Origin of the sequence: Rhizobium sp. SEMIA 4085 (assembly GCF_013004495.1) — a bacterium.
GTDB classification, from domain to species: Bacteria; Pseudomonadota; Alphaproteobacteria; order Rhizobiales; family Rhizobiaceae; genus Rhizobium; species Rhizobium gallicum.
On record NZ_JABEPH010000039.1, the window covers coordinates 1 to 24,469 of the forward strand.

Annotated in this window: 28 protein-coding genes and 2 pseudogenes; 8 read left to right on the forward strand and 22 right to left on the reverse strand. The window is 59.6% G+C overall.

All coding sequences use genetic code 11. From position 1 onward, the window contains the following. A partial coding sequence (locus C9413_RS06395; protein WP_170250290.1) for an STAS domain-containing protein occupies positions 1-714 on the forward strand: 714 nt, incomplete at its 5' end. 362 nt (positions 715-1,076) lie between these two features. On the opposite strand, the gene C9413_RS06400 is transcribed toward C9413_RS06395, so the two are convergent. Beyond that, entirely contained in the window at positions 1,077-1,640 is a 564-nt protein-coding gene (locus C9413_RS06400) for a hypothetical protein (RefSeq protein WP_040116707.1), read from the reverse strand. A 141-nt stretch (positions 1,641-1,781) separates the two neighbouring features. On the opposite strand from C9413_RS06400, the gene C9413_RS06405 reads away from it, so the two are divergent. Next, on the forward strand, positions 1,782-2,000 hold the full coding sequence (locus C9413_RS06405) for a hypothetical protein (protein WP_040116196.1): 219 nt from the start codon (positions 1,782-1,784) through the stop codon (positions 1,998-2,000). Positions 2,001-2,141: 141 nt separating this feature from the next. Next, a complete protein-coding gene (locus C9413_RS06410; protein WP_040116195.1) occupies positions 2,142-2,429 on the forward strand; it encodes a hypothetical protein in 288 nt (95 codons plus the stop codon). A gap of 25 nt (positions 2,430-2,454) precedes the next feature. Here the strand turns inward: C9413_RS06410 and C9413_RS06415 are convergent, their stop codons facing one another. The 6 genes and pseudogenes from C9413_RS06415 to C9413_RS06440 form a co-directional block, all read right to left on the reverse strand. Further along, a complete protein-coding gene (locus C9413_RS06415; RefSeq protein WP_203226223.1) occupies positions 2,455-2,832 on the reverse strand; it encodes a hypothetical protein in 378 nt (125 codons plus the stop codon). Positions 2,833-2,916: 84 nt separating this feature from the next. Then, the gene (locus C9413_RS06420) at positions 2,917-3,234 is read right to left on the reverse strand and encodes a TraR/DksA C4-type zinc finger protein (RefSeq protein ID WP_040116193.1); all 318 of its coding nucleotides are present in this window, start codon (positions 3,232-3,234) and stop codon (positions 2,917-2,919) included. Positions 3,235-3,362: 128 nt separating this feature from the next. Further along, complete coding sequence (locus tag C9413_RS06425) at positions 3,363-3,845, reverse strand: hypothetical protein (RefSeq protein WP_052451882.1); 483 nt, start codon at positions 3,843-3,845, stop codon at positions 3,363-3,365. Continuing rightward, on the reverse strand, positions 3,842-4,777 hold the full coding sequence (locus C9413_RS06430; RefSeq protein WP_040116192.1) for a U32 family peptidase: 936 nt from the start codon (positions 4,775-4,777) through the stop codon (positions 3,842-3,844). The genes C9413_RS06425 and C9413_RS06430 overlap by 4 nt, the downstream gene beginning before the upstream one ends. Positions 4,778-4,781: 4 nt before the next feature. Continuing rightward, a pseudogene (locus C9413_RS06435) lies at positions 4,782-5,562 on the reverse strand (peptidase U32 family protein). Beyond that, positions 5,553-6,059 carry an SCP2 sterol-binding domain-containing protein gene (locus C9413_RS06440; protein WP_040116191.1) on the reverse strand — a complete coding sequence of 169 codons (507 nt, stop codon included), beginning with the start codon at positions 6,057-6,059 and terminating at the stop codon, positions 5,553-5,555. Before C9413_RS06440 ends, C9413_RS06435 begins: the two are co-directional and overlap by 10 nt. Before the next feature lie 103 nt (positions 6,060-6,162). Between C9413_RS06440 and C9413_RS06445 the strand changes: the two genes are divergently transcribed. Further along, positions 6,163-7,665: a UbiD family decarboxylase gene (locus tag C9413_RS06445; protein ID WP_040116705.1), complete on the forward strand. Its 1,503-nt coding sequence runs from the start codon at positions 6,163-6,165 to the stop codon at positions 7,663-7,665. Further along, positions 7,631-8,301 (forward strand): annotated as a pseudogene (locus C9413_RS06450) (UbiX family flavin prenyltransferase). The gene C9413_RS06445 and the pseudogene C9413_RS06450 overlap by 35 nt, the downstream one beginning before the upstream one ends. Here the strand turns inward: C9413_RS06450 and C9413_RS06455 are convergent. From C9413_RS06455 to nirK, 5 genes are all read right to left on the reverse strand, one after another. Then, positions 8,262-8,942, reverse strand: coding sequence for an NnrU family protein (locus C9413_RS06455; protein ID WP_040116704.1), 681 nt, complete (start codon positions 8,940-8,942; stop codon positions 8,262-8,264). The pseudogene C9413_RS06450 and the gene C9413_RS06455 sit on opposite strands and share 40 nt — an antisense overlap. A gap of 314 nt (positions 8,943-9,256) precedes the next feature. After that, positions 9,257-9,916 (reverse strand): CBS domain-containing protein, encoded by a 660-nt coding sequence (locus tag C9413_RS06460; protein WP_040116189.1) that lies wholly within the window; start codon positions 9,914-9,916, stop codon positions 9,257-9,259. Positions 9,917-10,087: 171 nt separating this feature from the next. Continuing rightward, complete coding sequence (locus C9413_RS06465) at positions 10,088-10,783, reverse strand: Crp/Fnr family transcriptional regulator (RefSeq protein ID WP_040116188.1); 696 nt, start codon at positions 10,781-10,783, stop codon at positions 10,088-10,090. Further along, positions 10,780-11,667: an SUMF1/EgtB/PvdO family nonheme iron enzyme gene (locus C9413_RS06470; RefSeq protein WP_082046779.1), complete on the reverse strand. Its 888-nt coding sequence runs from the start codon at positions 11,665-11,667 to the stop codon at positions 10,780-10,782. Before C9413_RS06470 ends, C9413_RS06465 begins: the two co-directional genes overlap by 4 nt. Before the next feature lie 158 nt (positions 11,668-11,825). Beyond that, positions 11,826-12,959 carry a copper-containing nitrite reductase gene (gene nirK / locus C9413_RS06475; RefSeq protein ID WP_040116702.1) on the reverse strand — a complete coding sequence of 378 codons (1,134 nt, stop codon included), beginning with the start codon at positions 12,957-12,959 and terminating at the stop codon, positions 11,826-11,828. A gap of 200 nt (positions 12,960-13,159) precedes the next feature. On the opposite strand from nirK, the gene C9413_RS06480 reads away from it, so the two are divergent. Continuing rightward, the gene (locus C9413_RS06480) at positions 13,160-14,368 is read left to right on the forward strand and encodes an NnrS family protein (RefSeq protein ID WP_040116187.1); all 1,209 of its coding nucleotides are present in this window, start codon (positions 13,160-13,162) and stop codon (positions 14,366-14,368) included. A gap of 86 nt (positions 14,369-14,454) precedes the next feature. Here the strand turns inward: C9413_RS06480 and C9413_RS06485 are convergent, their stop codons facing one another. Genes C9413_RS06485 through C9413_RS06500 form a run of 4 tightly spaced genes read right to left on the reverse strand, consistent with a single transcriptional unit; the run spans position 14,455 to position 16,941 of the window. Then, positions 14,455-14,754: a metal-sulfur cluster assembly factor gene (locus C9413_RS06485; RefSeq protein ID WP_040116186.1), complete on the reverse strand. Its 300-nt coding sequence runs from the start codon at positions 14,752-14,754 to the stop codon at positions 14,455-14,457. Further along, entirely contained in the window at positions 14,751-15,275 is a 525-nt protein-coding gene (locus C9413_RS06490) for a DUF2249 domain-containing protein (RefSeq protein WP_040116185.1), read from the reverse strand. Before C9413_RS06490 ends, C9413_RS06485 begins: the two co-directional genes overlap by 4 nt. A gap of 5 nt (positions 15,276-15,280) precedes the next feature. Continuing rightward, positions 15,281-16,600, reverse strand: a complete 1,320-nt coding sequence (locus tag C9413_RS06495; protein ID WP_246703707.1) for a hypothetical protein — start codon at positions 16,598-16,600, stop codon at positions 15,281-15,283. Between the two features lie 56 nt (positions 16,601-16,656). Beyond that, a complete protein-coding gene (locus C9413_RS06500; protein ID WP_040116184.1) occupies positions 16,657-16,941 on the reverse strand; it encodes a DUF2249 domain-containing protein in 285 nt (94 codons plus the stop codon). A 227-nt stretch (positions 16,942-17,168) separates the two neighbouring features. Here C9413_RS06500 and hemN point away from each other — a divergent pair, with 227 nt between their 5' ends. Further along, positions 17,169-18,521, forward strand: coding sequence for an oxygen-independent coproporphyrinogen III oxidase (gene hemN / locus C9413_RS06505; protein ID WP_040116700.1), 1,353 nt, complete (start codon positions 17,169-17,171; stop codon positions 18,519-18,521). Between the two features lie 62 nt (positions 18,522-18,583). Here the strand turns inward: hemN and C9413_RS06510 are convergent, their stop codons facing one another. From C9413_RS06510 to C9413_RS06535, 6 genes are all read right to left on the reverse strand, one after another. Further along, positions 18,584-20,473 carry a VWA domain-containing protein gene (locus C9413_RS06510; protein ID WP_040116183.1) on the reverse strand — a complete coding sequence of 630 codons (1,890 nt, stop codon included), beginning with the start codon at positions 20,471-20,473 and terminating at the stop codon, positions 18,584-18,586. 10 nt (positions 20,474-20,483) lie between these two features. After that, on the reverse strand, positions 20,484-21,296 hold the full coding sequence (locus tag C9413_RS06515; protein ID WP_170250292.1) for a CbbQ/NirQ/NorQ/GpvN family protein: 813 nt from the start codon (positions 21,294-21,296) through the stop codon (positions 20,484-20,486). A gap of 32 nt (positions 21,297-21,328) precedes the next feature. Beyond that, the gene (locus C9413_RS06520; RefSeq protein WP_040116181.1) at positions 21,329-22,672 is read right to left on the reverse strand and encodes a cbb3-type cytochrome c oxidase subunit I; all 1,344 of its coding nucleotides are present in this window, start codon (positions 22,670-22,672) and stop codon (positions 21,329-21,331) included. Between the two features lie 20 nt (positions 22,673-22,692). Next, the gene (locus tag C9413_RS06525; RefSeq protein ID WP_040116180.1) at positions 22,693-23,145 is read right to left on the reverse strand and encodes a cytochrome c; all 453 of its coding nucleotides are present in this window, start codon (positions 23,143-23,145) and stop codon (positions 22,693-22,695) included. A gap of 133 nt (positions 23,146-23,278) precedes the next feature. Beyond that, the gene (locus C9413_RS06530) at positions 23,279-23,563 is read right to left on the reverse strand and encodes a cytochrome C oxidase subunit IV family protein (RefSeq protein ID WP_040116179.1); all 285 of its coding nucleotides are present in this window, start codon (positions 23,561-23,563) and stop codon (positions 23,279-23,281) included. Beyond that, positions 23,560-24,063 carry a cytochrome c oxidase subunit 3 gene (locus C9413_RS06535; protein ID WP_223844098.1) on the reverse strand — a complete coding sequence of 168 codons (504 nt, stop codon included), beginning with the start codon at positions 24,061-24,063 and terminating at the stop codon, positions 23,560-23,562. Before C9413_RS06535 ends, C9413_RS06530 begins: the two co-directional genes overlap by 4 nt. A 160-nt stretch (positions 24,064-24,223) precedes the next feature. Between C9413_RS06535 and C9413_RS06540 the strand changes: the two genes are divergently transcribed. After that, on the forward strand, positions 24,224-24,379 hold the full coding sequence (locus C9413_RS06540) for a hypothetical protein (protein ID WP_170250291.1): 156 nt from the start codon (positions 24,224-24,226) through the stop codon (positions 24,377-24,379). The last annotated feature ends 90 nt before the right edge of the window (positions 24,380-24,469 follow it).

A 24,469-nucleotide genomic window follows, 5' to 3' on the forward strand; every position in this document is an offset into this window, starting at 1 on the left:
CTGCTGCTGTTCATGCTGATCGCCGCGCCACTTGCCGCATACGTCCTTCTGGCGGCTCTGGCAGGGGTACTGGCGGTGGTCGCCTGGAACATGGCAGAAAAGCATGAATTCTCGACCCTCCTGCGCGCCTCGCGCGGCGACGCCGTGGTGCTGCTGGCCACCTTCCTGCTGGTTGTGTTTCGCGACCTGACAGAGGGGATTCTGGTCGGGTTCGCTCTGGGCACGCTGCTTTTTCTGCACCGTATGGCGGAGGCCGTCGAAGTCGAACGTACATGGCCGGTCGCGGAACTGGATAAGCCCGACACGATGAATGGCAACGGACGCAAGCCTTACGAGGCGGATCTGGCAACCGATCCGGACATTGTGGTTTGCAGGATATCTGGGGCATTCTTCTTCGGTGCGGCGGCGGGGGTCGGGGCAGCGCTCGAACGTATCGGTGAGCATCCCAAAGCCTATGTCATTGATTTCTCGGGTGTGCCGATTCTCGACTCGACCGGCGCCGCCACTATTGAAGGGTTTGTGCGTAACGCTTACCATCAAGGCGCTGCCGTTCACATTGGCGGCGCATCATCGTCGGTCCGGCGCGTCCTTCTGGTACACGGCATGCGACCGCCGCGGGTGCGTTTCAAGAGAACATTGGCTGACGCAGTGACTGCGGCGCGCGCAGGAATACTGCAAGGGGCACAGAAGACAGGGAGGCAACAGGATAGTTGAACGCATCCGATCATCGACTGGCGAGATTCACCGAGAATGAAGAAACTGTGCGCATGCTGGTGGCGACGGACTCACGCTTCAACAAGCCCGGTGACGAATATCGCACCATAACCGACCCCAGGCATGAACTCGAGGCAGAGGTGGCGCGCCTCAAGGACCGCCCAACCTGGCTGGGAGGGGAACTGTTGGCGCATCGAAGGACATCAGCCGCGATAGCTGTCGTCGCCGACACGCTCATGCCGGCGGCAAGACCGTCACGGACTTCCTGCTTCTGCTTGTCGTTGAGGCGTGTGGGACGACCGAGGCCCAGCGCCGCCACGCTCGGATCCTTTCGGCAGCGGCAAGGCATCGTCAGCAGATATTCAGGTAAAAAGGCTGGCCGTTAAGCCGGCTGAAAACAGCAGGAGTACCGCGCAAGTGCACCGGCGCACGAGCACCGGCAACGCTTCTTGTGCTTCAATCACAAGCTTGCCGAGTGCAAGCCAAAGCATCGAGGCTGCCGCGACAACGAAGGTGATGGTCACAAGATAGGGGATTTGAGTCGAGACGCCCGCAGGGGGGACCATGGCCAACCCGAGGATAATCGCTTTCGGATTGAGCAGCGTCGTTATCAGGACTTGATGCGCCGAGATGTCGGCGGCCGAAACCGAACCGGGGGCGAACCACAACCGAAAGGCAAGATATAAAACCCAGGCCGCAGAGACCAGTTTGAGGTCATCGGCGATCTGCGGATGGGAATGCAGGTAGGCTCCGGCAAAGACTGCAAGCGAAGCCGCCACCATCAGATAAGCGGCGACCACTATGGCTGCGAGAATTGCAAGATCCCGCACTCCCCGCCGGTGGGCGGCAAGCGCAAGCAGGGTATTGGTCGGGCCGGGCATTGCAAGAAGCGCAAAGGCGCCGGCAGCCATCGAAAGTTGGGTCATGCTTTCGCCGTTAATCTGATCGAGCCTTTTTGATAGCATGGGGGGAAGGCAACGCTTTGACGAAAGTCAAGACCTTGCCCGACCTATGGAACTTTCCAGCCGTTTTGCTATTGTGGTCTCAGGCGTTACGGATTTTGCGCCATGCCCCAGCTCATTCGGTTTATCATCACCAGAATAGCCATCGGCTTCCTCATCGGGAGCGTCGTGGGTTCGATTGTCTGGACAACAAGATTTGCGGATTCAGCGGCCTCGCTTGGCCTGGTAGAGAGCTATGTGGCCCAGGGCCTCTTCATTTTCTTGTTTGGCGACACGATCGCACTTGGATACCTCAGCACGGCGCTGATGATGGAATCGGAATAACCTGCGACAGCGCCGAGGCGCTTGATGATTTTGATCTTCCTCAAAGACACCGTTCCGTATTGCGACGATATTGATCTGCCGGCATATCCAATGTCGTAAGAGCGCCCTCGAGCGCTTGTTCATCGAGCAAGAGGTATTACGATGTCTTTGAAATTCGTTACAGCCTTCCTGCGCTCTTCCGGCGAAAATGCGATGGTCATCCTTGAGCAGGCCGGAAGAAATCAAATCGCCGTCGTCGACAAGCAGGCGCTTCTCGACGTCGCCTCTCCGCCGCGTGCGGATGAGACGCGGCTGCAGGAAAACATCGAGCTCTTCTGCGACATCGCCCGCGCAAAGCATCGCGTCAAGAATGTTGCGTCTGACGGCCGTATCTATATTTCTGCTGGCGATGTCTTCGAGTGGAGATCAGGTCCTTGCCACCGGCACTGACTTTCGCTGTTAGCCCTCCAACCGCTCAGCGTCCCTCCGCGGTATTCCTAGCTGAGACAAGCCGCAGGTTATGTGGCCGGTTGCCAATGCGAGGCCCTTGCGAGCGGGAGGAAACGAGTGCCGGAGATGATGGCCAATGCCGGCGCCAGCCTCGCACATCGTCTGCGGTGATAACGATGACGTCCTGATTGACGATCGGGGTCTCCATGCGATTGGAGGCAATCTCGCAGAAGGTCCTGACGTGCTCGAGGAAACGCGCCTCGCTGGCGCGCGGCGGGGAGGCGACGTTCAATATGGCACGGCGCGTCACCAAGACGGTTCGGCATTGTGAACCGACCTGCAAAATGATGCATCCCGACTTCTCGTGCGCGTCCAATCCGGCTGCTACGATGCCATACTTCATGACCGCTGGTTCCCTCTTTGCAGTGCGCAACATCCATTCACGACCGTCGGCCGCCCGTGCCTTCTTTGAATATCGTCGTGCAGCTTATTCGCGAAGGCACGATTGGCATGTGACAGCGAACGGGACCGCTTCAAGACGCGCTTCCGAAATCGGCGACCCACACTTTACGCAAATGCCGAAGGTTCCGTTTTCCAGGCGCTGCAGGGCGGCGTTGATCGCGCGCACCTCTTCCTGCCCCGCACGTCCAAAGCCCTCCAGCACTTCGTTGTTTTCGAGCTCGACGGCACGGTCCTCGTCGTCGGCATCCTTTCGCCGCCCCAGATCGCTATCGACGAGATGCAGGCGCCGGTTCAGATCTTCCAATCGGCCCCGCAAAATCTTTCCAAATTTCTCTTTTTGCATCCTGGTTCTCCAGACTCTTCCTCTCCGATCATAGCTAGGGCGATTTCGGACGAGTCGTCTTGATCTGCGTCAATATCTCGAAAACACAGGTGTTGAGGCGGCGACAAAGGTGCGGCATCAGAGACCGATCATGTCGGCAAAACACCATGCCGAAGGAGCGCGGCAGTCCTCGAACGCATCGATGAAACACACCACCTCAGGTTCTCTTCGGCGCATGGTTCCCGGTCGTTCGGGACGCTCGCGTTTGCGACCGCAAGATCACTGGCGTGGGCTATCGCATGCAGGAATTGCGATCCCACCTGCGCCTGCATGGCCAGATCATCAAACAGCAGCGCGGCCTCATCGATGACCCCACCGTCGGAACCCGTCGACACCTCGCCGAAATCGCGCAGCAATTCGGTAAGCTTTATGATCTTGTCCCTTTGCCTGACGGCAGCTTTCAGCAGTTCCTCGGTGGCGACCGCCTTTTCCCGGCGCTCAAGACCCTCAAGCACGTCATCGACCACATCACGGCATCGGCAATCCAGAGCGCTCGTTCGAATAATCGCGCGAATCTGGTGGATGACAGCCTGGACATTGGCTGCGGCAAGAATGGAATTGGAATCGCTCATTTGGGCACTCCCATCGTAGCATTGCGGTTGTGGGCGACCCATTCGGCGCCGGCGTGACCATGGTGAAAGCCATTCGACAAGGATACGGCCGGATAGGCCGTTCGCAGGCGAAGCGCCGCCTCGTCCGGATCGATCTTGTCTTTCGTCAGATCGAGGAAGATTTCGGAGACTTCGACCATATCGCAGACCTGCGGCGACAGTCGCAGAGCCGACACACCGAGCGCCTTGAGATCTTCATCCGTTTGCAAGAGCGCCTGGCAGGTATAGGAAAGGGTTTGAACGCCATTCAGCGCAAGAAACGGCTGGTTCGACATCGTCTTTACGGTCAAGCCATCAGGCTCCTCGCCACAGACGAACTGACAATTGTCCTTGATCCGGCCTTTCGCCCGTGCATGCGCGCAGCGCGCCGACACGGCAAGCGGAAGACGGCCGAACGCGAAAAGCTCGAAGGCGAGATCCGGACAATCTGCGGCGACCGCCTTGACGGACGTGGCCGGCAATTCCGGCGGCAGGCATATTGTCGATGCTCCGTTTTTTGCAAGGAATCGCGCCGCCGCGCCGTTGTAGATATTCACTAGAGGCCCGACGGCATGGTTGCGGCCCTTGAGCAAATTGAGTGCCGACAGGTCGTTGGCTTCGATGACGTGGCCGCCGTCATGGATGAGATCGCGCTGATATTGGCTTTCGCGATCGAGCGTGATGAGGGCAAGTGTTGAAAGCCTGATGGACTTGCCCGCCGCTTCCAGCCGATCAACGACATCCGCAAAAACCGGTTCGGTGATGTGCAGCCGTTTCGAGCAAACCGTTTCCCCGATGACCACCGTTTCGAGCGGCGCCTCGTCAGCGATCCGGAAATAGAAATCGCGCCAACGGTCGGCGTCCCAGAGATAATAGACGGGACCGAGAGCAAGCGTCGTGGAGCGATCGGTCACGTTTTTATCTCCACCGTTTCTCAAAGGCGCCATGCGTGGTTTTCTGGCCCTCGCTTAAAGTCCGCAGACGGGCAAGCAGACGGGATCGTTCGGCCGGGGCTGCATCGACCGCAGCGCGAAGCGTCGCTACGACTTCGCCGACATAGGCTTTGCCGCGCTGCCGCCCTTCGATCTTGAGAGCGCAAACGCCCGCGGCCTTCAGCGCATCGATTTCATCCATGACCTCGAGTGACGTGGGGTCCTCGAACGCGTAGCCCTGGCTGTCGGCAATGTTGAAACGGCCTTTGCATAAGGTCGGATATCCCGCAGGCTCGTTGGGCCCGAAGCGGTTGATGGCGAAATTGCCAAGCTCGGAGAGGAGTCCGCCCGTCTCCTGACGGTAGCGCACATGGCTGGCTGGTGAGCAGACGCCTTGCATGTTCGGCGACTTTCCCGTGGCATAGGATGACAGCGAACAACGACCTTCCGCCATGACGCAGAGGCCGCCAAAGACGAAGACCTCGAGTTCGCATTTGATCTTGCGCGCAAGCCGGGCGATATCGGGAATGGTCAGCGTGCGCGGCAGGACGACGCGCGCGGCGTTGAACATTGAGCGCCACGAAGGTGCGGACACCTTTGGTCCGAGCATATGCGATTGATGCGACAAGCTCTTCCCGCGTGAAGTTCAAACCGGGGAAATTGCGGGCATTGGTTTCGTCGCGAAAACCGCAATAGATGGCATCGGCACCCGCGTCGACGGCTTCCCTGAATGCTGCCGGCGTACCTGCGGGACAGATCAGTTCCATGAGAGCCCCTCCGACGTCAGGGCCTGCTTGCGGAGCGAAACCATCAATGACTTCAGCATCGGGCGAAGAGGTCCGGCGGCCTTGGCGATCATTTCGGTGACGTCGATATCGCAGTCATCGAGTGCGTTTCGAAGGGCAAGGACGCTTTCCATATCGCCCGTTACCGTCAGGCGGCGCGAAAAGAACACCGCATCGCCATCAACGCGCCCCTCCGCCAGCGCCAGCAGGAGCGCTAGCGGGCCTTCGACAGTCGCATCTGCCGCAATAGTGTGGCGCTTTCGGAACGCTTTTATCGTCGTGCGGGCCGGATCGACCAGAAAGCAAAAGGGCAAATCCGTCGGAACAAACGCAAATCGCGTTTCCTTGAAGGCTCCCAGCCGATCTAAGAGTCCTGAATGCCGTTCGAGGATCTGTCTTAACAGGAAAGCCGAGACGCCCTGAACAAGCGGTAAAGGAACCGCGTGCAGGGAAGCCATCAGCCGTGGTCGGAAAAACATGGGCGCGCCTCATTGGTAGCGGGAACCGGTTTAGCCCCGGCTGATCGGTCGGTATTTGCGCCATCTCAAAGACAGGCCGGATTTTTTTGCCGATGGCATGGGGATGAATACACGCGCCTCTGCCGTTGCCACATTTCCAGACCTCCAAAGCTTTGCGCTCGCCCTTGAACGGCGCAACCTGCTCCGGCGTATCAGCGAGCCGGTTTCCCTCGTCCACGAGATGGCCGATATCCACCGGAGGTCCATCGAAGAAAACGGTCCGGCCTTGCTGTTCGAGACGCCGATCGATGCGTCCGGCCGGACGAAGGACATTCCTGTTCTCGTCAATCTCTTCGGCACCAGGGAAAGGATTGAGCTCGGCTTCGGGCTCCAGGCCGGAGGTCTGGCTAACCTCGGCGATATGCTGGGCGAATTGCATCGGCCGACACCGCCGAAGAGTATTCGGGAGGCCTGGGACAAGCTGCCGCTTGTGCAAAGGGCGATGTCGATGCGGCCCAAGCGCCGGGCAAGGTCGCCGGCGCAGGTGATGATACGCACGGCAGAGGAGGTGGATCTTTCGCTGCTTCCGATCCAATGGTGCTGGCCGTGCGAGCCGGCACCGCTCGTCACCTGGCCGATGGTGATCACGTGCTGCCCGGACGATCCGTCCGATATCAATGTCGGAATATACCGGATGCAGGTGCGTGATCAACGCTCACTCATTATGCGCTGGCTGGATCATCGCGGCGGAGCGAAACATCATCGAGCCTGGCAGCGCAAAGGCTTGGACATGCCGGTCACGATCGCAATCGGTGCGGACCCCGTCAGTATTCTTTCGGCGGTCATGCCCCTTCCGGAAGGCGTGAGCGAGATCAATTTTGCAGGCCTCCTGCGATCTGCGAGGACAGAGGTGACCCCTGCCTTGACAGTCCCGATGCCAATTCCAACCAATGCGGAGATTATTCTCGAGGGCACGGTGTCGGCCACGGCGCGAGCGCCCGAGGGGCCCTACGGCGATCACACAGGTTATTACAACAGCGTCGAGCCTTTCCCGGTGATGACCGTCTCGGCCATGACAAGCCGAAGAAAACCCTTCTATCTCTCCACGTTCACCGGCCGCCCGCCCGATGAGCCGTCGCGATTGGGAGAGGTGATGGCCGACCTTTTCGTCCCGATCGTCAAGCGGCAGTTTCCGGAAATATGCGATTTGTGGCTGCCGTCGGAGGCCTGTTCGTATCGAGCGATCGTTGTTTCGATCGACAAGCGTTACCCGGGCCAGGCCAAGAGAATCATGATGGGTCTCTGGTCGATGCTGCCGCAGTTCAACTACACGAAGCTCATCATCGTGGTAGACCCCGACATCAACGTCCGCAATTGGGCCGCCGTCATCTGGGCTCTGTCAACACGATTTGACGCTGGCCGCGATCTGACGGTCATCGAAAACACGCCGATCGACTATCTTGATTTTGCCTCCCCGAGGCCTGGTTTGGGCACCAAGATGGGCTGTGACGCGACCAACAAGATCGGATCGGAGACCGAGCGTGACTGGGGGCGTGTCTTGTCGATGCCGCCTGACGTTTCGGCCCGCGCCGATGCTATCTGGGAAAGGGCGAAGCGTGATTTATGACCCCCAGACGGCGCCACGCGTGGTGTTGTCGATCACCGGCGCTTCGGGCGCCATTTTTGGTGTTGCAATCGCCGACAAGCTTATTGCGCTCGGCATCCACGTTCATCTCGTCGTCTCGGAAGCGGGGCAGCGCACGCTTGCCCATGAGATCGGCGCGGGTGCCTATGGCAAGCTTCTGCTCAAGGTGCGCAAGGTCTATGATGCCGCCGACATCGGAGCGGCCATCGCCAGCGGCTCGTTTCCCGTCCATGGCATGATCGTCGCGCCGTGCTCGATGCGGACACTGGCGGGGATCGCCGCCGGCCTCTCCGACAACTTGATCATACGTGCAGCCGACGTGCAGCTCAAAGAGCGGAGGAGACTGGTTCTGTTGGCGCGCGAAACACCGCTTCAACTCGGTCACCTGCGCAACATGGTCACTGTCACCGAATGCGGCGGCATCATCATGCCGCCGGTTCCGGCCTTCTATCAGAAGCCGGAGACGGTCGCAGATGTCGTGATCACACTGCATCACGAGCGATCGACCAGCTGGCATTGCCCATCCGGCCACTTGCGCAGAGCTGGCACGGAGAACGGTCTGCCGGCGCCGGCTTCGTTCAACCAAGCAGGGAAAGCGGATCGGCCCCAAACAAATAGCTGTGGCCGGCCATCAGCAACCACGCCGTCAATGCAGCTGTTGCCAATGCGGCTGCGCCGAGACGCATGTCAAATCGCGGTCTCACGTTCCCTGTCAAGATGCCGAGCAGCGGTACATTTGATGTGCCTGCCGCAACCACGGCCCAGCCGGCGCCAAGGCGGCGCCGGGCGCGTTTTTCCGCCATAGGAACACTTCCGATGGCAAAGAGCGCAAATCCGCCGAAAAGCAGCAATGAGCGAAGGTCACCGTTGACGATCACGTGTCCGACGGCCCAGAGAAAAAAGCCCCATAGGACTGGATGCCGTGTGATGCTGGCAACCGCCCCGAGCGTCGATCCACGCGCCAACGAGATCGACAAGGGATTGTTGCTCATGAGTCCGGCGATCACCAGAAAAATGCCCAGCGGGGCGAAGACGAAAGGCATGATCGCCTGCCAAGGCTGAAATTCCCAAAGCGGGATGTAGTCCAGCATCAACGCGGCACGAAAGACCCAGGCGAGGACCGCGGTTGAGACAATGGAATAGATGACGAAGTAGGCCGGCCTTCCAACGACGCCGATAATGCGCGAGCGTAGAGCCGGGATCGCCGGGATCGAATGCAGCGCGATGAAGACTGCGAAGGCGGCTGCGAGTTCCTGCACGTTCAACCCTCAATTTGATGTCGATCCGCTCCTGTATCTTCTCTTCGGACATCGCTTCATTGCGAAATCTCAAACGCGGTCGCCTGGCTTCGTATTGCTCTGGTACAAAGGTGCGATTGACGGAGACCTTCTTGATCACGATGATCGACGAGGCCCGCTGCCTGCTTGGTGGTGCGGCTGGCGTGTTATCGCTCTACCTCGCGCACAGCATCGCCGGGCGCAACAATCGTCGTCTGTTGCAAGACTTAGGGCCCCAGTACCCCGATTGCTGCGCGGCGTGGGCGCTTTTTTATCGGCTGACGGGGCAACCAGAGCTACGGCCGGTCCGCAATCGTCGTCACATTATCGACAATGGTCGCCGAGCCTCTGAGACTCTCTGCAAGAACTTTTATGGCCTTGCGATGGAGCTCCGTCTCGACGGTGCCCGTGAGTATGACGTTGCCATCTTCGACGGCCACGGCAATTTGCTCCGGGGAAAGGTTCAGATCGCTCTTCAGCCGGGTCGCGACCGCAAGGCGCAACGCCTCCTCGCCGCGGGGGATGCGATCGGGCAGCCCTGCAACGACCGCCTTAAGCAGGTCGCGGCGGCTGACAATCCCGATAACTCTGTCGCCCACGACGACCGGCACGCGCTTGATCGAATGGAGCGCCATGAGCCCGGCGATCTCGCCGAGAGACGCCGAGGGCCTCACGGCGACGACATCTGTGGTCATGACGTCTTCGACCCGCCAGCTATTACTGTGCACATAGTCACGAAGCGCATCAACCGTGCCTGCATCGGCGGCCGCCCTTAGGTCCAGTTCCTTTCGGCGCAGCATGTCGCCTTCGGTAATAATGCCACGCAGGCTTCCATCGTCACCGACGACCGGCAGCCCGCTGACACCGGCGGCGATCATGATTTCGATAGCCTTGCGAATGCTGGCCGTCACGCTGAGCGAAGTCACGGTCCTCGTCATGATGTCCTTGGCTTGCATGGCGGCTCCTTGCGTTCAATGCTTCCAGCGGGTTTGCCAGAGACGCAACTTACCTCAGCGCGCCAACAGCAAATTGATCAGGATCAAGGATCCGGCTTTTCCGGCGGCAGGCGCTGATGAAGGAATTCTGATGTGATCCACGCGCGGGCGAGGGCAGTCGGGGAGCGACGTCTATTCACGGCCGCCGTCTGCCAGAATCACCAGCTTCCGGTAGTCGCAGACGAGCAGCTTTTGACGGCCGCCTTCGACGAGGCCTTTGGCTTCCCAGGCGCTCAGAATTCTTGAAACCGTGTGCAGCGTCGTTCCCGTCATTTCGGCGATATCCTGGCGAGAAATCGGAAAGTCGATACGAATGCCGTCGCCCTCCTGCTTTCCTGCCTGCTTGGAAAGCCTTAGGACAGCGTGGGCAACGCGTCGTTCCACTTCCTCTGTCGACATTTCGCGGATGCGCGTATGGGCCTCTTCAAGCCGCTGGCCGATGGTTTGCATCGCGGTTACCGCCAGGCGCGGATTTTGCTCGACAAATTGCGGCCATAGATCGGTCGGCCAAGAAAGCGTCAGGCTCTCGGCGGCAGCAATCGCGGTGCCTGGATAGTCGGAACGCTGCAAGGCTCTGGCAAAACCGAACAAATCGCCCGGGTGAACGACCCGGACGATGATCTGCTGGCCATCTGCCGTAACTTGTGTGACCTTCAATCTGCCATGCAGGAGCAGGAAGAACGATTTGGCAGGCGCACCTTGCTCGAAAACCGCATCACCCTGCGCGACGCGCCGCGAAACCGCGTGCTCCACCATCGCGTCGAGATCGGCATCCGTCATTCGATCGAACAAGGGCAGTGATTTCAATACGGCGCGGTCAATTTTCATGCCGGAGGTCCTTCATCGGCGGGAACGGCGTTTATCGAAAAGGCAATCAAGCCGATCATGCGCCCGACCCAGTCTTTCGCTGCCTCGAAAGAATTTGGCTGGCGAACGAGCCGGAAACCAAGATTGTCCGGCGGGCTGCCCACAGAGCAGCCACCTCCTTTTGGAATGCGGACAAAACTGCTCATTGGTGCCCGATGTTTGCCGGAGGCAATCAGGATACCGCAGCGTGATGGATCAGCCTGCGGGGCGGCCGCTTGAACGCCGATATCAATACGCTTGCTGCAACTGCGCGTCCATTCCCAAATGTTGCCGGCAAAGTCAGCCAAGCCGTACTCGCTGACGCCAAACGAACCTCGGATTTGGGGGCGGGGATTCTTGGAGGCCGAACGGCGCGCCTCGCGCTCGTAGTCTGCGAGCCAACGTTTGGCGGGATTTTTGTCATCGCTTGAAACGCCGAGGGCGTCGTCTGGAAAGCGGCTTCCGGCGGCAAAGGCCAGTTGCTGATCCGTCGGCAGCACCCATGAGGCTCCGGTCTGCTCGGAAAGCCATGCCGCATAGCGCACGGCATCCTCATAGCTGACGCCAATAACAGGCGTGTCGCCCGGCGCGGCCGGCTCTTCGCTCTCCGCTGCAGAGCAGGCCTTATCTTGGACGCAGCGATCATACTCAGCGTGCAAGACCTGATACTTCATGATCGTCAGCGGGTTTTCGATCGCAACGATTAACCGCGGCGGATCGACGGCAATCCCGGCGCGGAAGTATTCTGCATGATCCCGGTAATCGAATGACCTGGGCGCTACTGTAATCACATCAGGGCCTGCGACCGAATGCTGAGGGCTGCGCCAGGCGATGACACCGGACTGAACAGCGACCGCAGCCAGCATGATCGCCAACAGCGCGAGCGGTATGGCGATGGAAATCCCCGAAACCTGGTCATCGACTTCGTCTAGTATCACAGCCGCTACGCGTTTGAAGACGCCTCACATTGAGTTTTAGCGAGCGGGCCAACGGCTTGGCCCGCGCGTCGGTTGGACTGCCCAGATCAGCTGCCCGACGGCGACTTGACCGCGGTCATCAGATCATCGTTCCAATCGCCGGTGACCTTGAAATGAGCCGCAGCGCCAAGCTCGAACGCCTCGATCAGGTTGTGATTGACATAGGCATAGATGCCAGGCTGCTCGAAAGTGTAGTAGGCAGCGCCGGCTGTGCCGCCGGGAATGAACCAGGTCTCCTGATCCCGGTCGGGCACATTGACGAACTTGCCCGTGGCCCAGACATATTCGCCGTGACCGCCGATCAAGTGCGGCCGGGTGTCACGATTGGCTTGCGAGTGAACGATCAGAACGCGCTCGCCGACTGCAGCCGTCAGGGCATTGTCGCCGGTGAGCGCGCCAACGGCGCCGTTGAAGACGACGTGCGTCGGGGTCAAGGTGCGCATGACGGCAACGGTGTCTTCATAGGCTTCTCCGGGGCTGTCATATTTCTTGAACTCGCCCCTTTCGTCGCGCGGGATGTAAAAATCCTGCTCACCGACGTAATAGACCTTGTCGTAGACAAGTTCCTTGCCATGGCCGTCTGTCAGGCCTTCACGCGGCAGCACCATGATCGCGCCGTTCATGCCCGACGTGACGTGCCAAGGCACCATACCGGGAGGGGCGCAATGATAGACGAAGACGCCGGCCTTGGTGGCCTTGAAGCGAAATACGGTGCTCTCGCCAGGATTGACGATTGAAATCGCACCGCCACCGAGTGCGCCGGTTGCCGAATGGAAGTCGATGTTGTGCTGCATCGTGTTCGTCTCGGGATTGACGAGCGTAACTTCGACGTAGTCGTCTTGATGCACGACGATGAGCGGGCCAGGGACAGATCCGTCAAAAGTCATGGCGTTGACTTCGGTGCCCTTGCTGTCGATCACGAGCTTCTTTTCTTCGATCGTCAGCGTGACTTCGATGACTTTCGGTCCGCCTTCTGCCTTCTGCGCATGTGCGTGGACGAAAGGTGGCTTCTCGAGCTCCAGTCTCTGGCGTGGAAGGGCTGCGATGTCGGCGGCGCTCAGCTTCTTGGCGGTGGCGGGAGAGGCGTTCGCCGCCGCCGATGCGAGAATGGGGGTCAGCGCTCCGGCGACAGCAGCGCCCGTCAGCATCGTGCGCCGGGTCATTTGCAACGTATTTGTCATCATTCTTCTCCTGAAGTCGAAGACGGAGCGAAGGCCGCCCGGTCACAAGATTTCTAGAAGAACGGTGCGGAATCTCTTTGATTTGGAGCAAATTCGGACTTTGTGGGAGCACAAAGTCGGGACGTTGCTCTTTGCGTATTGTCAACGACTGCTTCGGCCGATGCGACCATTACTGGCTGGTCAACTCGGAGATCTTAACCATGCAAAACACGTCAGCAGCCGAACCGGCCACGCGCATTCCAAGAGGAATGTGGACGTCCGGGTCGGTGCTCTTTTCATACGGCTTCCGGCCCTTCTTCCTCGGCGCTGCCGTCTGGTCCATTCTCTGCATCGGGCTCTGGGCAGCGTTTCTCTCGTTGGGACGGGCGATCGCGCTCGACTACGGACCGACCAATTGGCATGCCCATGAAATGCTCTTCGGGTTTGCCTCGGCGGTCCTTGCTGGCTTCCTGCTGACGGCGGTACCGAATTGGACCGGCCGCTTGCCGGTTTCAGGCCGGCCGCTTGTTGTTCTTTTTGGGCTCTGGACCTTCGGGCGTGCAGCCGTCCTTGTGTCGGACACGATCGGCGTACTGTCCGCCGCCGTTATCGACAGCCTTTTTCTGCCGGCAATGCTGATCATCTGCGCCCGTGAAGTGATCGCCGGCCGGAAGTGGAAGGACTTGAAAGTTATAGGCGGCCTTGCAGCGCTATCGGCGGCAAACATCTGCTTCCACATTCTGGCCATCGAAGGTGTCAGGCCGGAACTCCCGATCAGGCTGGCTCTTGGTGCTTACGTGGCTTTGATCACGATTGTCGGCGGACGGATCCTTCCAAGCTTTACCCGCAACTGGCTCAATCAGTTCGGCCGAACCGACTTTCCCGTCCCCTACAATCACTTCGACGCGACGGTGATCATCGTCGGTGTCGTCGCGCTCGCCTGCTGGACAATCGCCCCAACGTCAGTCGCAACGGGTGGTCTGAGCGCCCTAGCTGCGGTTCTCAATCTCATTCGGCTTTACCGCTGGCGCGGATGGACGACCCGCCGGGAGCCCATTCTTTCGGTGCTTCACGTCGCCTATCTCTTCATACCCTTGGGGTTCGGGACAATCGCGTTCGGATCGATAGGTCTTGATCAGACATCAATCCTGCATACGCTCGCAATCGGCGTGGTGGCTCTCATGATGCTCGCGGTAATGACGCGTGCAACGCGGGGGCACACGGGCCGCAAGCTCAAGGCGAGCGCTCTGACGACTGCATCCTATGTCGTCCTTGCAATCGTTGCCGTCGTCAGGCCAGCAGCCGAACTTGTGCCGGCATACACCTATGAAATCCTGATGATCGCAGCGCTCGGATGGATAGTGGCCTTCGGATTGTTCTTGGCCGAACACGCGCCCTTTCTTTGCCGGACGACAAAATCCTTGCGCTGACACAATAGGCCGGAACATCATACCCGATGCTCCGGCCTCTCAATATATAAGATCGGGCGTTCAAGCCCGGCCTTCAATGCTGTTGTTCACGCCACAAGCCTGCCGATCATATCCGGCGACCACGGCGGCTCGTAGACCAAATCAACGGTTATCCGCCCGATGCCCGGGATCGTGCCGAGGCGTTCGCGGACGGCATCCGCAATGAAAGCCGAAGCAGGACAGGCGCGTGTGGTAGTCGTCATGACGATGCGTACGGCTGCGTCCGGCTGGATCTCGACCTGATAGATCAAACCCAGCTCGACGATGTCGGTCCCAATCTCGGGATCGTGAATAGTCCGCAAGGCGAGCAGAACGACGGAATCGGTGATCGGTTGAGGCGTCGTCATGCGACTCTCGCCGACGGGTTGACGCGGATCATGATGCGATAGGTCGAGCCGCTCGCGTCGAAGTTACCGGCCCATTCATGGCCGCGCCTCTTCAGTTCATTGAACAGGAAGACCGGTTCACGGGCGAGGAGCGCAAAAAGGACTTCGCCCGGCTTCATCGTCTCGAGGCGGGCGAGGATCCGCTCCATGGGCTCGGGAGGCGCCAGATCCGTTAGATCGAGATTCCATTCCGGTTCCGGCCAGGCATCTGATGCCGGAGTATCGATATCGTCGGTCGCTGGTGCGGTGGCCGCTGCCTGCGGTGTGAACAGGATTTCCCAATTGTCCTCCGCAAGTTTCGTGCTGCGGTGACTATATCCCCGCTCGCTCAGCTGGCGAATGAGGGGAACAGGCTCGAAGATCACGCGGAGACGGAGACTTTCATCCGGATGCAGCGACTGGACTGTTTCCATGATGACCTGGAACGGCATGCCGCCGTCCTTCAGGAGTTGCCTGACATCGAGTTCTCGAACTGGCGACATTGTCGTTACCTTTCTGAATTGATTTTGGCGATCAACAGAGCTGGTTGATGGAAGGGGCTGCTTTTGGCGACGGCATCGACATGGGCAAGGATACGAACCTGGAACAATTCGAAGCTCAGGCCTGCAGAACATATCAGTTGAGCAAAGGCCGATATCTGAAATCCCGCGTCGGTGTTTACTGCGATCGATGCAGCGGCTGAAACGACCGCAAGGTAAAATCCGCCGAGCCAGAACGATGCGCGCCGCTCCTTGATCAGGTCTTGCAGCCGTGGCGTCGGGCGCCGGCCGAGCAGGGGACCGAAGGCTTCGAGCCAGGTTAGGAAGGGGACGATCTTCAGCAACTGTGCCAGACCAAGCCCAGTTAGCCAACCGAAGACGAAGAGATAGACGATTGCGGCACGAATACCTTCACCCGCATTGAGCGGCATGGAAATGACGAGTGCTGCCATCGACAGCGCCAGCAGCACAAATGCCGGAACGGAACCGATGCTGTTGAGCTCCAGCGTTTTGCGGCGTCTCGTGCGGTAGATGCTGCGCATTTCGGTCGCGTAGATTGCAATCGTTCCCAAGAACACGACAGCCGAAATGAAGCTGAGAGGCTCAATCACGTCCCGACGCGAAAACAGGCAGAACAGGGCGATGCTGAGCATCAGAATCGTGGAAGCGCCGCCCGCCAGCACCATCTGTGTTCGTAAGGTATCGGGTGACAGCAGGAACATGCTCATGAGTTTGTAGCTGACGCCGATGGCGGCAAGACTCATCCATCCTCCGAGCCCGAAACTGGCATGCAGCGGCACGGCGCCCAGCGCAAGATCGACGATCAGGGGAGCATCTGTTGCTCCCGATAGCACCAGCGCGAAACTAGCGCCCAATAGCACAGTGACGGCCAGGCAAATGATGCCAAGAAGAACAAATGGCGCGGCGGCATGAGCGCTGCGCCCGCGCCACAATCCGGTAAACAGCACGGCACCTATGCCAAGCAGGCCGGCAGCGAGAAGTGCGGTCGCGACCGGCATTGTCAAGCCGGCCGCTGACGATCCGTTCTTGATCGCGGCAAACCCGCAAATCAGCGCCGCAAGGCCGGCAACGATGGCGATGAGGGCGGGCAGGTTGAAACGTTCCGTAGCCAGCCCCACCCCCGTCAATACGGGTGCAAATTGCAACAATGCACCGATCATCAAAAGGCCGAGCCAGCCGATCGTCACGCAATGCACGATGATGAGCGTGATGGGATCACCGATGTCGACGGAGGGTCTCCAAAGACCCGCCGCGAGCATGCCCTCCGCCATAAGCAGAAAGAGCAGCGCTGCAGCGAAATAGGACATTGTCCATCGCGAGAGTGTTGCACCAGGGATCATCGACGCTGCCCGATTAACGCCGGTCAGTGGCTGCCGCAGCAGCAGTCACATCCCGATTCGAGTCGGGCGATCTCCACACGCCATACCTCAGGTCCTTGCTCTAGATATTCCCAGGCGAACTTGCCGGGATATCCGGTTTCGAGTTGATAGTGCAGCGGCCGGGGATCATGGTCGCTGGCAATCAGCAGCGAACCGCCTGGCGCAAGCGCATTGAGGGTATTGAAAATGCGCGGATGCCGTTCAGCCGGCGCCAGCGTGCGCACATCGATCAATGGCTTCTTGCTTTCAGTGATCGTCGCTTCAGTCATGGATTGGAACCTTTATGGGCCGCAGGCGAATGAACTCCGGGTCAAACCGCAGCCGTGATTTGCCGGATGGTCAAAAGCCTAATGGCAATTGCGGCAACGCAATTTGACTGTAAGCAAACAATTTCCTGGATTCTCGAAAATGCGCTGGCATCGTCATTGACCTATGACAAGGACAGCATCGCGCAGCGCCTTCAAAGTCGCCAAAACGTCTTATGAAGGAACGCATCATGTCTCATCCCCTCGTCGAGAAATATGGCGAAGCGCGGCTGCCGCGCTACACGAGTTACCCGACCGCGCCTGCCTTTTCTTCCGCGATCGGTGCGGGTACCTACGGGGATTGGCTGGCAGAGCTCGACAACAGGCACTCGGTCTCGCTCTATCTTCATATCCCTTTTTGCCGGTCGATGTGCTGGTATTGCGGGTGTCACACCACGATCACCAAGCAGGACCGGCCGATCCTCGACTATCTGGATGTTCTCCGTCAGGAGATCGCCCTGGTCGCGTCGAGGGCGAAGCAACCGCTGCTCGTCCAGAATGTGCATTTCGGCGGCGGCACGCCGACGATCATGCGGCCGAAGGAGTTCGTGGATTTGATGAAGCATCTGAGGAACGCCTTCAAATTGAGGTCGGGAGCGGAAATCGCCGTAGAGATCGATCCGCGTACACTCGCCAGAGAAATGGTCGGCGCGCTCGCTGAGGGCGGCGTTTGTCGTGCAAGCCTTGGGGTCCAAAGTTTCGATCCCGTCGTCCAGGCGGCCATCAACCGCAACCAGACTTTCGAGCAGACGGAGGCCGCCGTGCAGCAATTGCGAAAGGCGGGTATCGGCGGCATCAACTTCGACCTGATCTATGGCCTGCCACATCAGACGGTCGCATCTTGTATCGATACCGTGCAGAAGGCGGTCCGGTTGCGCCCCGATCGCTTTGCGGTCTTCGGCTATGCGCACATTCCGGCCTTCAAGAAGCACCAGCGCCTTATCGATGAGGCGACCTTGCCGAATGCAGAAGAGCGCAACGCTCAGGCCGAAGCGACCGCAGAAGCGCTGGTCGAGGCCGGCTACGTGCGGGTCGGCCTTGATCACTTCGCCCTGCCCGAAGATGAACTTTCGATGGCCAGTGCGCGCGGGGATCTGAGGCGGAACTTTCAAGGCTACACGACGGATACGTGCGAGACTCTGATTGGGCTCGGGGCGTCCGCGATCGGTAAGCTCCCGGCGGGTTATGTCCAAAATGAAGTCGCCCCCGGAGCCTACGCGCAACGGATTGCGTCCGGAAGCCTGGCGACCGTGAAGGGATACCATTTGACTGGGCAGGATCGGTTCCGCGCTGCAATCATCGAGCGGCTGATGTGTGATTTCGCCGTCGACCTCAATCGGCTTGAAGCATCTTTTGGCTATGAAGCCGAGCTGGTTCTTAATGGCAACGACCGGCTGCGTGCACTCGAAAGCGATGGCGTCGTAACAGTCCGCGACGGGCTCATCACCGTGCGCAAGGATCTCAGGTTCATGATCAGGGCGGTGGCGGCAGCCTTCGACGCCTATATCGGCGCATCCGGCCGTACCCATAGCAAAGCAGCTTGAAGGGGTGGAGAGACCCGAAGCCGCCCCAGCCGGTCGGGTCTCTCCTTCGGAGCTGGCACCCCTCAGCAAACCAGCCCGCGATAAATGGCCGGCAAAGCGGCCGGCAGCTTGGTGATGTCCGAAACGAGAGCGAATCCGCCTCTTCCGAAAATGGCGGGAAGATAATCCTGGGCATTGCGGTCAATCGTCACTGCGAAAACGGAAAGCCCCAACACCCGTGCCTCGCCGACAGCGCGCCGGCTGTCCTCCAGCGCGAATCGACCTTCATAATGGTCGACATCGTTGGGTTTTCCGTCTGTGAGTATCAGCAGCAGCTTCTTGCGACTGCTTTGCCTGGAGAGCTCCGCCGTCATATGGCGGATCGCCGCTCCCATGCGTGTGTAGTAGCCGGGCCGCATTGCGCTGATGCGCGAGACCGTTCGGAATGAAAAAGCTTCGTGGAAGGCTTTCACCGTTTCGATGCGCACCCAGGAGCGCCGCCGCGACGTGAAAGTGCTGATGGCGAAGTTGTCGCCGCAGGCGTCGAGCCCACGGGCGAAAACGTCGAGCGCCTGTTTTTCGACGTCGAGAACACGGCGATTGTCAACCCAGGAATCCGTTGATAGCGAAACGTCGACAAGGATCGACGTCGCAAGTTCATGGGCCATCGGCCGCGTGGCCTGATAGATGCGATCGTCGGGCTGTCCCGTCGCCAGGAAATCCGTCCGGGACCGAACCACCGCTTCGAGGTCGAGTTCATTGCCATCAAGCTGCGCTCTGAGGAGCTCCCGGCGGGGCCGCAATGTCTCGAATTGCCGCTTTACCTTGCGCACGAGCATATCATCGACGGCTGGCGCGGACGATGGAAGGGGCTCTTCCATCGATGTGACGACGACACGGCAATAGTCTTCCAGATAGGACTGCTTGCGGTAATTCCATTCGGGATAAGTCAATTCGGCTTCGATCCGGCTCGGATCGACGGCCTCCGGGGATAGGTCGAGGTCAAAGTGAAACCGTGATTTCGGACGGTCCTTCGTTTCGCTGAGCGACATCTCGTCCAGTTCGTTGGCGGCTTTTGCCTCATCATCGTCGCGGTCATCGGTCGGCCGGTCGACATTGACCATCTCGGCCATCGCAAGGATCTTCTCGAACCGGTTGAGAATGAACGGATCCCGCTTGCGGTCGTCGCGATCCTGCTTCCGGGTCGCTGCATGCGCCTGACGATCATTGGAGCCAACGTCGCCTTTCGAGGGAAGATCCTCGCGTTCGGTCGCGGCGATTTCGGACTTCGCCACAAAGTCCGGCCACAGGGGAACAGGCAGTATCGGCAGGTATCCCGCCGGCGCCCGCGAAGCCGATGGCATCGCATTTTCCGGCAACGAGTGACCAAGGGGATAGGTCAACGCCAGACGGACGAACGCCTCTACCTGGCTCTCGACGCCCGGCAGTCGGCCGCGGCTTCGCGCCGCAAGCACGCCCTGGCACAGGCGGTGGTAGCGCGAGCGCATTCCGGGAAACGATCTGACCACGCGCGCGGCGATGCTGCGGCCAAGCGCGATCTTGTGCAGGTCGAGGAGCAAGGGATCGGCAGGCGAGGGCACAGCCTCGCCCATCACCGCCATGTAGGCGGCCGTCCAGAAATAGAGGTCGCGGTTTAAGCCCTTGTCGGCAAAAAGGTCGATCTGGGCCGGCAGCATGATGGCCGACTCGTCACGCCGGGGTTGATCGCTCCGCTCTTCGCCAAGCCCGATGACCTGGCGCAGTTTCAGCCGGTGCAGCGATGTCTGTGGGCGCACCGTCTGTAATTGAACCGTTGCCTCTCCTCCGAACGCCCGGAAGCACACGCCCAGCGGCGCCTCCAGATCACTCAAGGCAACCGCGTGATCCGGGAAGCGCGGCCATGAACGTGTGTCACCCACCCACCGGTGCCAGGCCCGACCGACGGCCTCTTCAAGTTCGAGAAATTCCAGCATGTCCGTTCCTTCAAGCGACGACGGCGTTTGCGACCTCGATCAGGGCTGCCTTGACGTCGGGCTCGTCGGTCAACGGTTCGATCAATGCGGAGCGCACGGCATCGCGCACCTGCAGACCGCTATCGATGAGGCTGGCGCAATAGACGAGCAAACGCGTCGACACGCCTTCTTCAAGATCGTGTCCCTTGAGCGCGCGCAACCGCCGTGCGAGCTCGACCAGCGGCGCCACACGGGCTTCATCCAGCCCGCTTTCGGACGAGACCACGGCGATCTCCTGGTTCTTCGGCAGAAAGTCGAACTCGATTGCAACGAAGCGTTGGCGGGTACTGGGCTTCAGCGCCTTCATCAGGTTCTGGTAGCCGGGATTGTAAGACACGACGATCATGAAGTCCCGATGGGCCTGAAGAAGTTCGCCGGTCCGCTCAAGCGGCAGGATTCGCCTGTCGTCGGTGAGAGGATGCAGGACAACGGCGACATCCTTCCTGGCTTCGACAATCTCGTCGAGATAGCAAAGCCCGCCGTCGCGCACGGATCGCGTCAGCGGTCCATCCACCCAGACGGTGTCGCCGCCCTTGAGGAGATAGCGGCCGGTCAAATCCGCGGCGGTCAAATCGTCGTGGCAGGAAACGGTCGACAACGGCAGGCCGAGCCGCGCGGCCATATGATGGACGAACCGCGTCTTGCCGCATCCTGTCGGCCCCTTGAGCAGCAGCGGCAGTTGCCGCGTCCAGGCGCTCTCAAAGAGGATGCATTCGTTGCCGGATGGAACATAGGCTGGAATATCCGGCGGCAGAGGCAGCGGCTTGGGGAGGGCGATCGTCAGGGCGAACTCCAATCTAAGGGGAGGGAGCCCGCCTATTCGGCGGGCTGTGCTGCGCTATTTGCGGCGGCGCGCTGCCGCCCGGGCACGAAGAGCGCCCACAGGAACATCAGCGCCGAGAGGAGGACGAAGACCCCTGAACCCAAACGGATCCAGTAGAACATCGCCAATTGGTCCTGCACGTCCATGTAGCCCTCGCCAAGGACGCGCTGCAGATGAACCTGGAGAACGCCGGCGAAGGTCAGTGCAAAGGTCATGACCGACATCGCCGTGCACATGATCCAGAAGCTGACTATCGAAAGTATCTGGTTATACGGGCTGCGGCCGCGTATTTCCGGTACTGCGTAGGCCATGACGGCGAGATTCAGCATCACATAGGCACCGAAGAAGGCGAGGTGGCCGTGGGCTGCAGTGACCTGGGTTCCATGGGTGTAGTAATTGACGGAGGAAAGGGTGTGCAGGAAGCCCCAGACGCCAGCTCCGAAGAAGGCCATGACCGAGCAGCCGATTGACCAGAGAAGTGCTGCGCGGTTCGGATGCTTGCGGCCGGCCCTCCAGGTCATCAAGAAGGTGAAGATGACCATGGTGAAGAAGGGCGCAACTTCAAGCGTCGAGAAGAGCGAGCCGATCCACTGCCAATAGCCCGGAGCGCCGATCCAGTAGAAGTGATGGCCGGTGCCGAGAATGCCCGAGAACAGGGCAAGGCCGACGATGACATAGAGCCACTTCTCGACCACTTCGCGGTCGATGCCGTTCAGCTTGATCATTAGGAAGGCAAGAACCGAAGCCATGATGAGCTCCCAGACACCTTCCACCCACAGATGGACGACGTACCACCAGTACATCTTGTCGAGTGCCAGGTTTGCCGGGTTATAAAAGGCGAACAGGAAGAAGATTGCGACACCCCACAGGCCGAAGATCAGGATGTTCGTGACGACCGTCTTGCGCCCTTTCAATACCGTCATGGTGATATTGAACAGGAACATGAGGCAGACGACGACGATCCCGACCTTGATGACGAACGGCTGTTCCAGGAACTCGCGGCCCTCGTGTATCTTGAAGAGGTATCCGACGACGGCGACCGCCGCTGCCGCTAAGAAGATCCAGAACTGGGCGATGGCGAGTTTCGGGCTGAAGAGCTCCGTCTCCGCCTCTTCCGGCAGGAGATAATAGGTGGCACCCATGAAGCCGATAAGCAGCCAGACGATCAGCGCATTGGTGTGCACCATGCGCACGATGTTGAAGGGAAGGAGTTCCGACAGCGTGTTCGGCAGGACGTAGATGGTACCTGCAAGCACGCCGAATAGGACCTGGGCGACGAAGAGGCCGAGCGCGCCGTAGAAATACAGCATCGCGACCTTCTGGGTTTGATATTTCATGATGATTCCTTCCCCTGAGATCAACCGGCGTCGTTCGGCGGCCAGTTCTGGGTCTTGATCTTGCTGGTCCACTCCAGGAAGTCTGCGAGATCGTCGAGTTCCTGTTCGGTCAGATCGAATTGCGGCATCTGCCGTCTGCCTTCGATCCCCGTCGGCTGGGCGGCCATCCAGGCCTTCAGCGTGGAGCGGGCGGTACCCGGGTCGGTATCTCCCCCCCAGCGCTTCCACACATTGCCGAGTTCCGGCGCGAAATAGGCGCCTTCACCCAGAAGCGTGTGGCAGTTGATACAGGAGTTCTTCTCCCAGACGTGCTTACCGCGCGCGACAGAGTCGGTCAGTGTGGTCTCGTCGGTGGAGGAGGTGCGCATATAATAGTGGCTGTGGGCCGTCAGCCCGACAAAGATCGTGAAGAAGAATATAGACCCGCCGTAAAAGACGTTCCGGGCCCCGGTTTTTGTTAGGCGTTCTGCCATCGATCATCCTTTCATCGTCGAGGGGCGCAAACGCCGCAGCTCGGCCGTTGAGCCGTCTGGCTCCTGAGCGTCAGCATCTAAAGGATCGATCGAAACCGTCTTTGCTATCGCGCAAATAAAATCCAAAGCGGCGTTAGCCGGTACCGGCGGCTAAGAGTGCAATCAGCTTGAGGCATGCCATCGTCAGCACAAGCGCCGCCCAGGCAACGACAGACGGAACGAGCGGACTTGCCCGCCCACGCAGATGCAGGAATTCCAGCAGAACGAGCCGCACTTTCATGAGCCCTACCGGTGCGGCGGCTATGATGAGGACACCCGGTCCAGCGACCGCATGTGCGAAATAGGCGATTGCAGATGTCAGGGCAGTCAGGGCGATCAGATACACAAGCGCACGATCGGCGAGCTTCTCGGACGTCATATCGCGTAAACCACCGGAAACATGACCAGCCAAACGATGTCTATGACATGCCAGAGTGTCGTGATGATCGCGACGTTCTCGCGCCCCGGCCGGCAAGCGACGACGATGAGCACCAGCGACCCGAAAATTACATGAACGAGATGAAAGCCGGTTGTCAGGAAATAGAGCTGGTTGAAGGTCTCGAGCCGCTCATCCGACAGGTGCGGCAGCTCTCGCAGATATTCGGCGATCTTGACGGCAGTGAACGCAAAACCGCCAGCTGCGGCACCCACCAATGCCGTTCGCTGCTTCGGCGCGCCGGTAGGGTAGCAAGCGGCTTTCGCGGCGCACCAGCCGCTGGAAAGCAGGATGACGGTGTTTAGCAGCGGATACCATAGAGCGAGATGACCACGTCCCTCGGCGAAGGCGGCTGGCTGGACGTAACCGGCGACCAGGAAGGCACTCAGGAGAGCGCCGAAGGCGACGAGTTCGCTCCATCCAAGCACCCATGCCAGGAGCATGTCATTGTCCTCAGATGCAGGGTGCACACGGCCGTTTTGCATTTCCGTCCATTTTTCTGGTTTCAGCCGACTTATTCCCTCAGCGGCAACAGCTCTTTGATCCAGAGCAAAGATTTTTGCGGCCTTCAGCGCTAGGTCACTGGTTGTTTGGAGACGCAAAATGACAGACGCACAGATCGGCCTATCGGTGGCCACCCCGGTCATCATCCTTTTTGCCATTACGCTGAACCGCATGGGCGTCCTGCAACGCGGCGCGACGCTTGCGGCAGTGTTTGCCGCCGGTGTGATCGCGGCCAGCCTGTTCTTGCAGAGATGATGGAAACGCAGCCATGAACATGATGCCGAAAACAGGTGACTTTGCTGAGCTCGAAGAGAATTATCGCGAGCTACTGTCATGGTGCAGTGT

Excerpts from the sequence above, each read along its gene's own strand:
- C9413_RS06485 (WP_040116186.1), bottom strand. The coding sequence starts at position 14,754 with ATGACGACGCCTCAACCGATCACCGATTCCGTCGTTCTGCTCGCCTTG.
- C9413_RS06510 (WP_040116183.1), bottom strand. The coding sequence starts at position 20,473 with ATGCTGGAATTTCTCGAACTTGAAGAGGCCGTCGGTCGGGCCTGGCAC.
- C9413_RS06525 (WP_040116180.1), bottom strand. The coding sequence starts at position 23,145 with ATGGCAGAACGCCTAACAAAAACCGGGGCCCGGAACGTCTTTTACGGC.
- C9413_RS06470 (WP_082046779.1), bottom strand. The coding sequence starts at position 11,667 with ATGCTGGCTGCGGTCGCTGTTCAGTCCGGTGTCATCGCCTGGCGCAGC.
- C9413_RS06415 (WP_203226223.1), bottom strand. The coding sequence starts at position 2,832 with ATGAAGTATGGCATCGTAGCAGCCGGATTGGACGCGCACGAGAAGTCG.
- C9413_RS06480 (WP_040116187.1), top strand. The coding sequence starts at position 13,160 with ATGCAAAACACGTCAGCAGCCGAACCGGCCACGCGCATTCCAAGAGGA.
- C9413_RS06500 (WP_040116184.1), bottom strand. The coding sequence starts at position 16,941 with ATGACTGAAGCGACGATCACTGAAAGCAAGAAGCCATTGATCGATGTG.
- C9413_RS06425 (WP_052451882.1), bottom strand. The coding sequence starts at position 3,845 with ATGAGCGATTCCAATTCCATTCTTGCCGCAGCCAATGTCCAGGCTGTC.
- C9413_RS06440 (WP_040116191.1), bottom strand. The coding sequence starts at position 6,059 with ATGTTTTTCCGACCACGGCTGATGGCTTCCCTGCACGCGGTTCCTTTA.
- C9413_RS06400 (WP_040116707.1), bottom strand. The coding sequence starts at position 1,640 with ATGACCCAACTTTCGATGGCTGCCGGCGCCTTTGCGCTTCTTGCAATG.
- C9413_RS06465 (WP_040116188.1), bottom strand. The coding sequence starts at position 10,783 with ATGAAAATTGACCGCGCCGTATTGAAATCACTGCCCTTGTTCGATCGA.
- C9413_RS06445 (WP_040116705.1), top strand. The coding sequence starts at position 6,163 with ATGAATACACGCGCCTCTGCCGTTGCCACATTTCCAGACCTCCAAAGC.
- C9413_RS06535 (WP_223844098.1), bottom strand. The coding sequence starts at position 24,063 with ATGCTCCTGGCATGGGTGCTTGGATGGAGCGAACTCGTCGCCTTCGGC.
- C9413_RS06420 (WP_040116193.1), bottom strand. The coding sequence starts at position 3,234 with ATGCAAAAAGAGAAATTTGGAAAGATTTTGCGGGGCCGATTGGAAGAT.
- C9413_RS06410 (WP_040116195.1), top strand. The coding sequence starts at position 2,142 with ATGTCTTTGAAATTCGTTACAGCCTTCCTGCGCTCTTCCGGCGAAAAT.
- hemN (WP_040116700.1), top strand. The coding sequence starts at position 17,169 with ATGTCTCATCCCCTCGTCGAGAAATATGGCGAAGCGCGGCTGCCGCGC.
- C9413_RS06460 (WP_040116189.1), bottom strand. The coding sequence starts at position 9,916 with ATGCAAGCCAAGGACATCATGACGAGGACCGTGACTTCGCTCAGCGTG.
- C9413_RS06540 (WP_170250291.1), top strand. The coding sequence starts at position 24,224 with ATGACAGACGCACAGATCGGCCTATCGGTGGCCACCCCGGTCATCATC.
- nirK (WP_040116702.1), bottom strand. The coding sequence starts at position 12,959 with ATGACAAATACGTTGCAAATGACCCGGCGCACGATGCTGACGGGCGCT.
- C9413_RS06495 (WP_246703707.1), bottom strand. The coding sequence starts at position 16,600 with ATGTCCTATTTCGCTGCAGCGCTGCTCTTTCTGCTTATGGCGGAGGGC.
- C9413_RS06490 (WP_040116185.1), bottom strand. The coding sequence starts at position 15,275 with ATGTCGCCAGTTCGAGAACTCGATGTCAGGCAACTCCTGAAGGACGGC.
- C9413_RS06405 (WP_040116196.1), top strand. The coding sequence starts at position 1,782 with ATGCCCCAGCTCATTCGGTTTATCATCACCAGAATAGCCATCGGCTTC.
- C9413_RS06530 (WP_040116179.1), bottom strand. The coding sequence starts at position 23,563 with ATGACGTCCGAGAAGCTCGCCGATCGTGCGCTTGTGTATCTGATCGCC.
- C9413_RS06520 (WP_040116181.1), bottom strand. The coding sequence starts at position 22,672 with ATGAAATATCAAACCCAGAAGGTCGCGATGCTGTATTTCTACGGCGCG.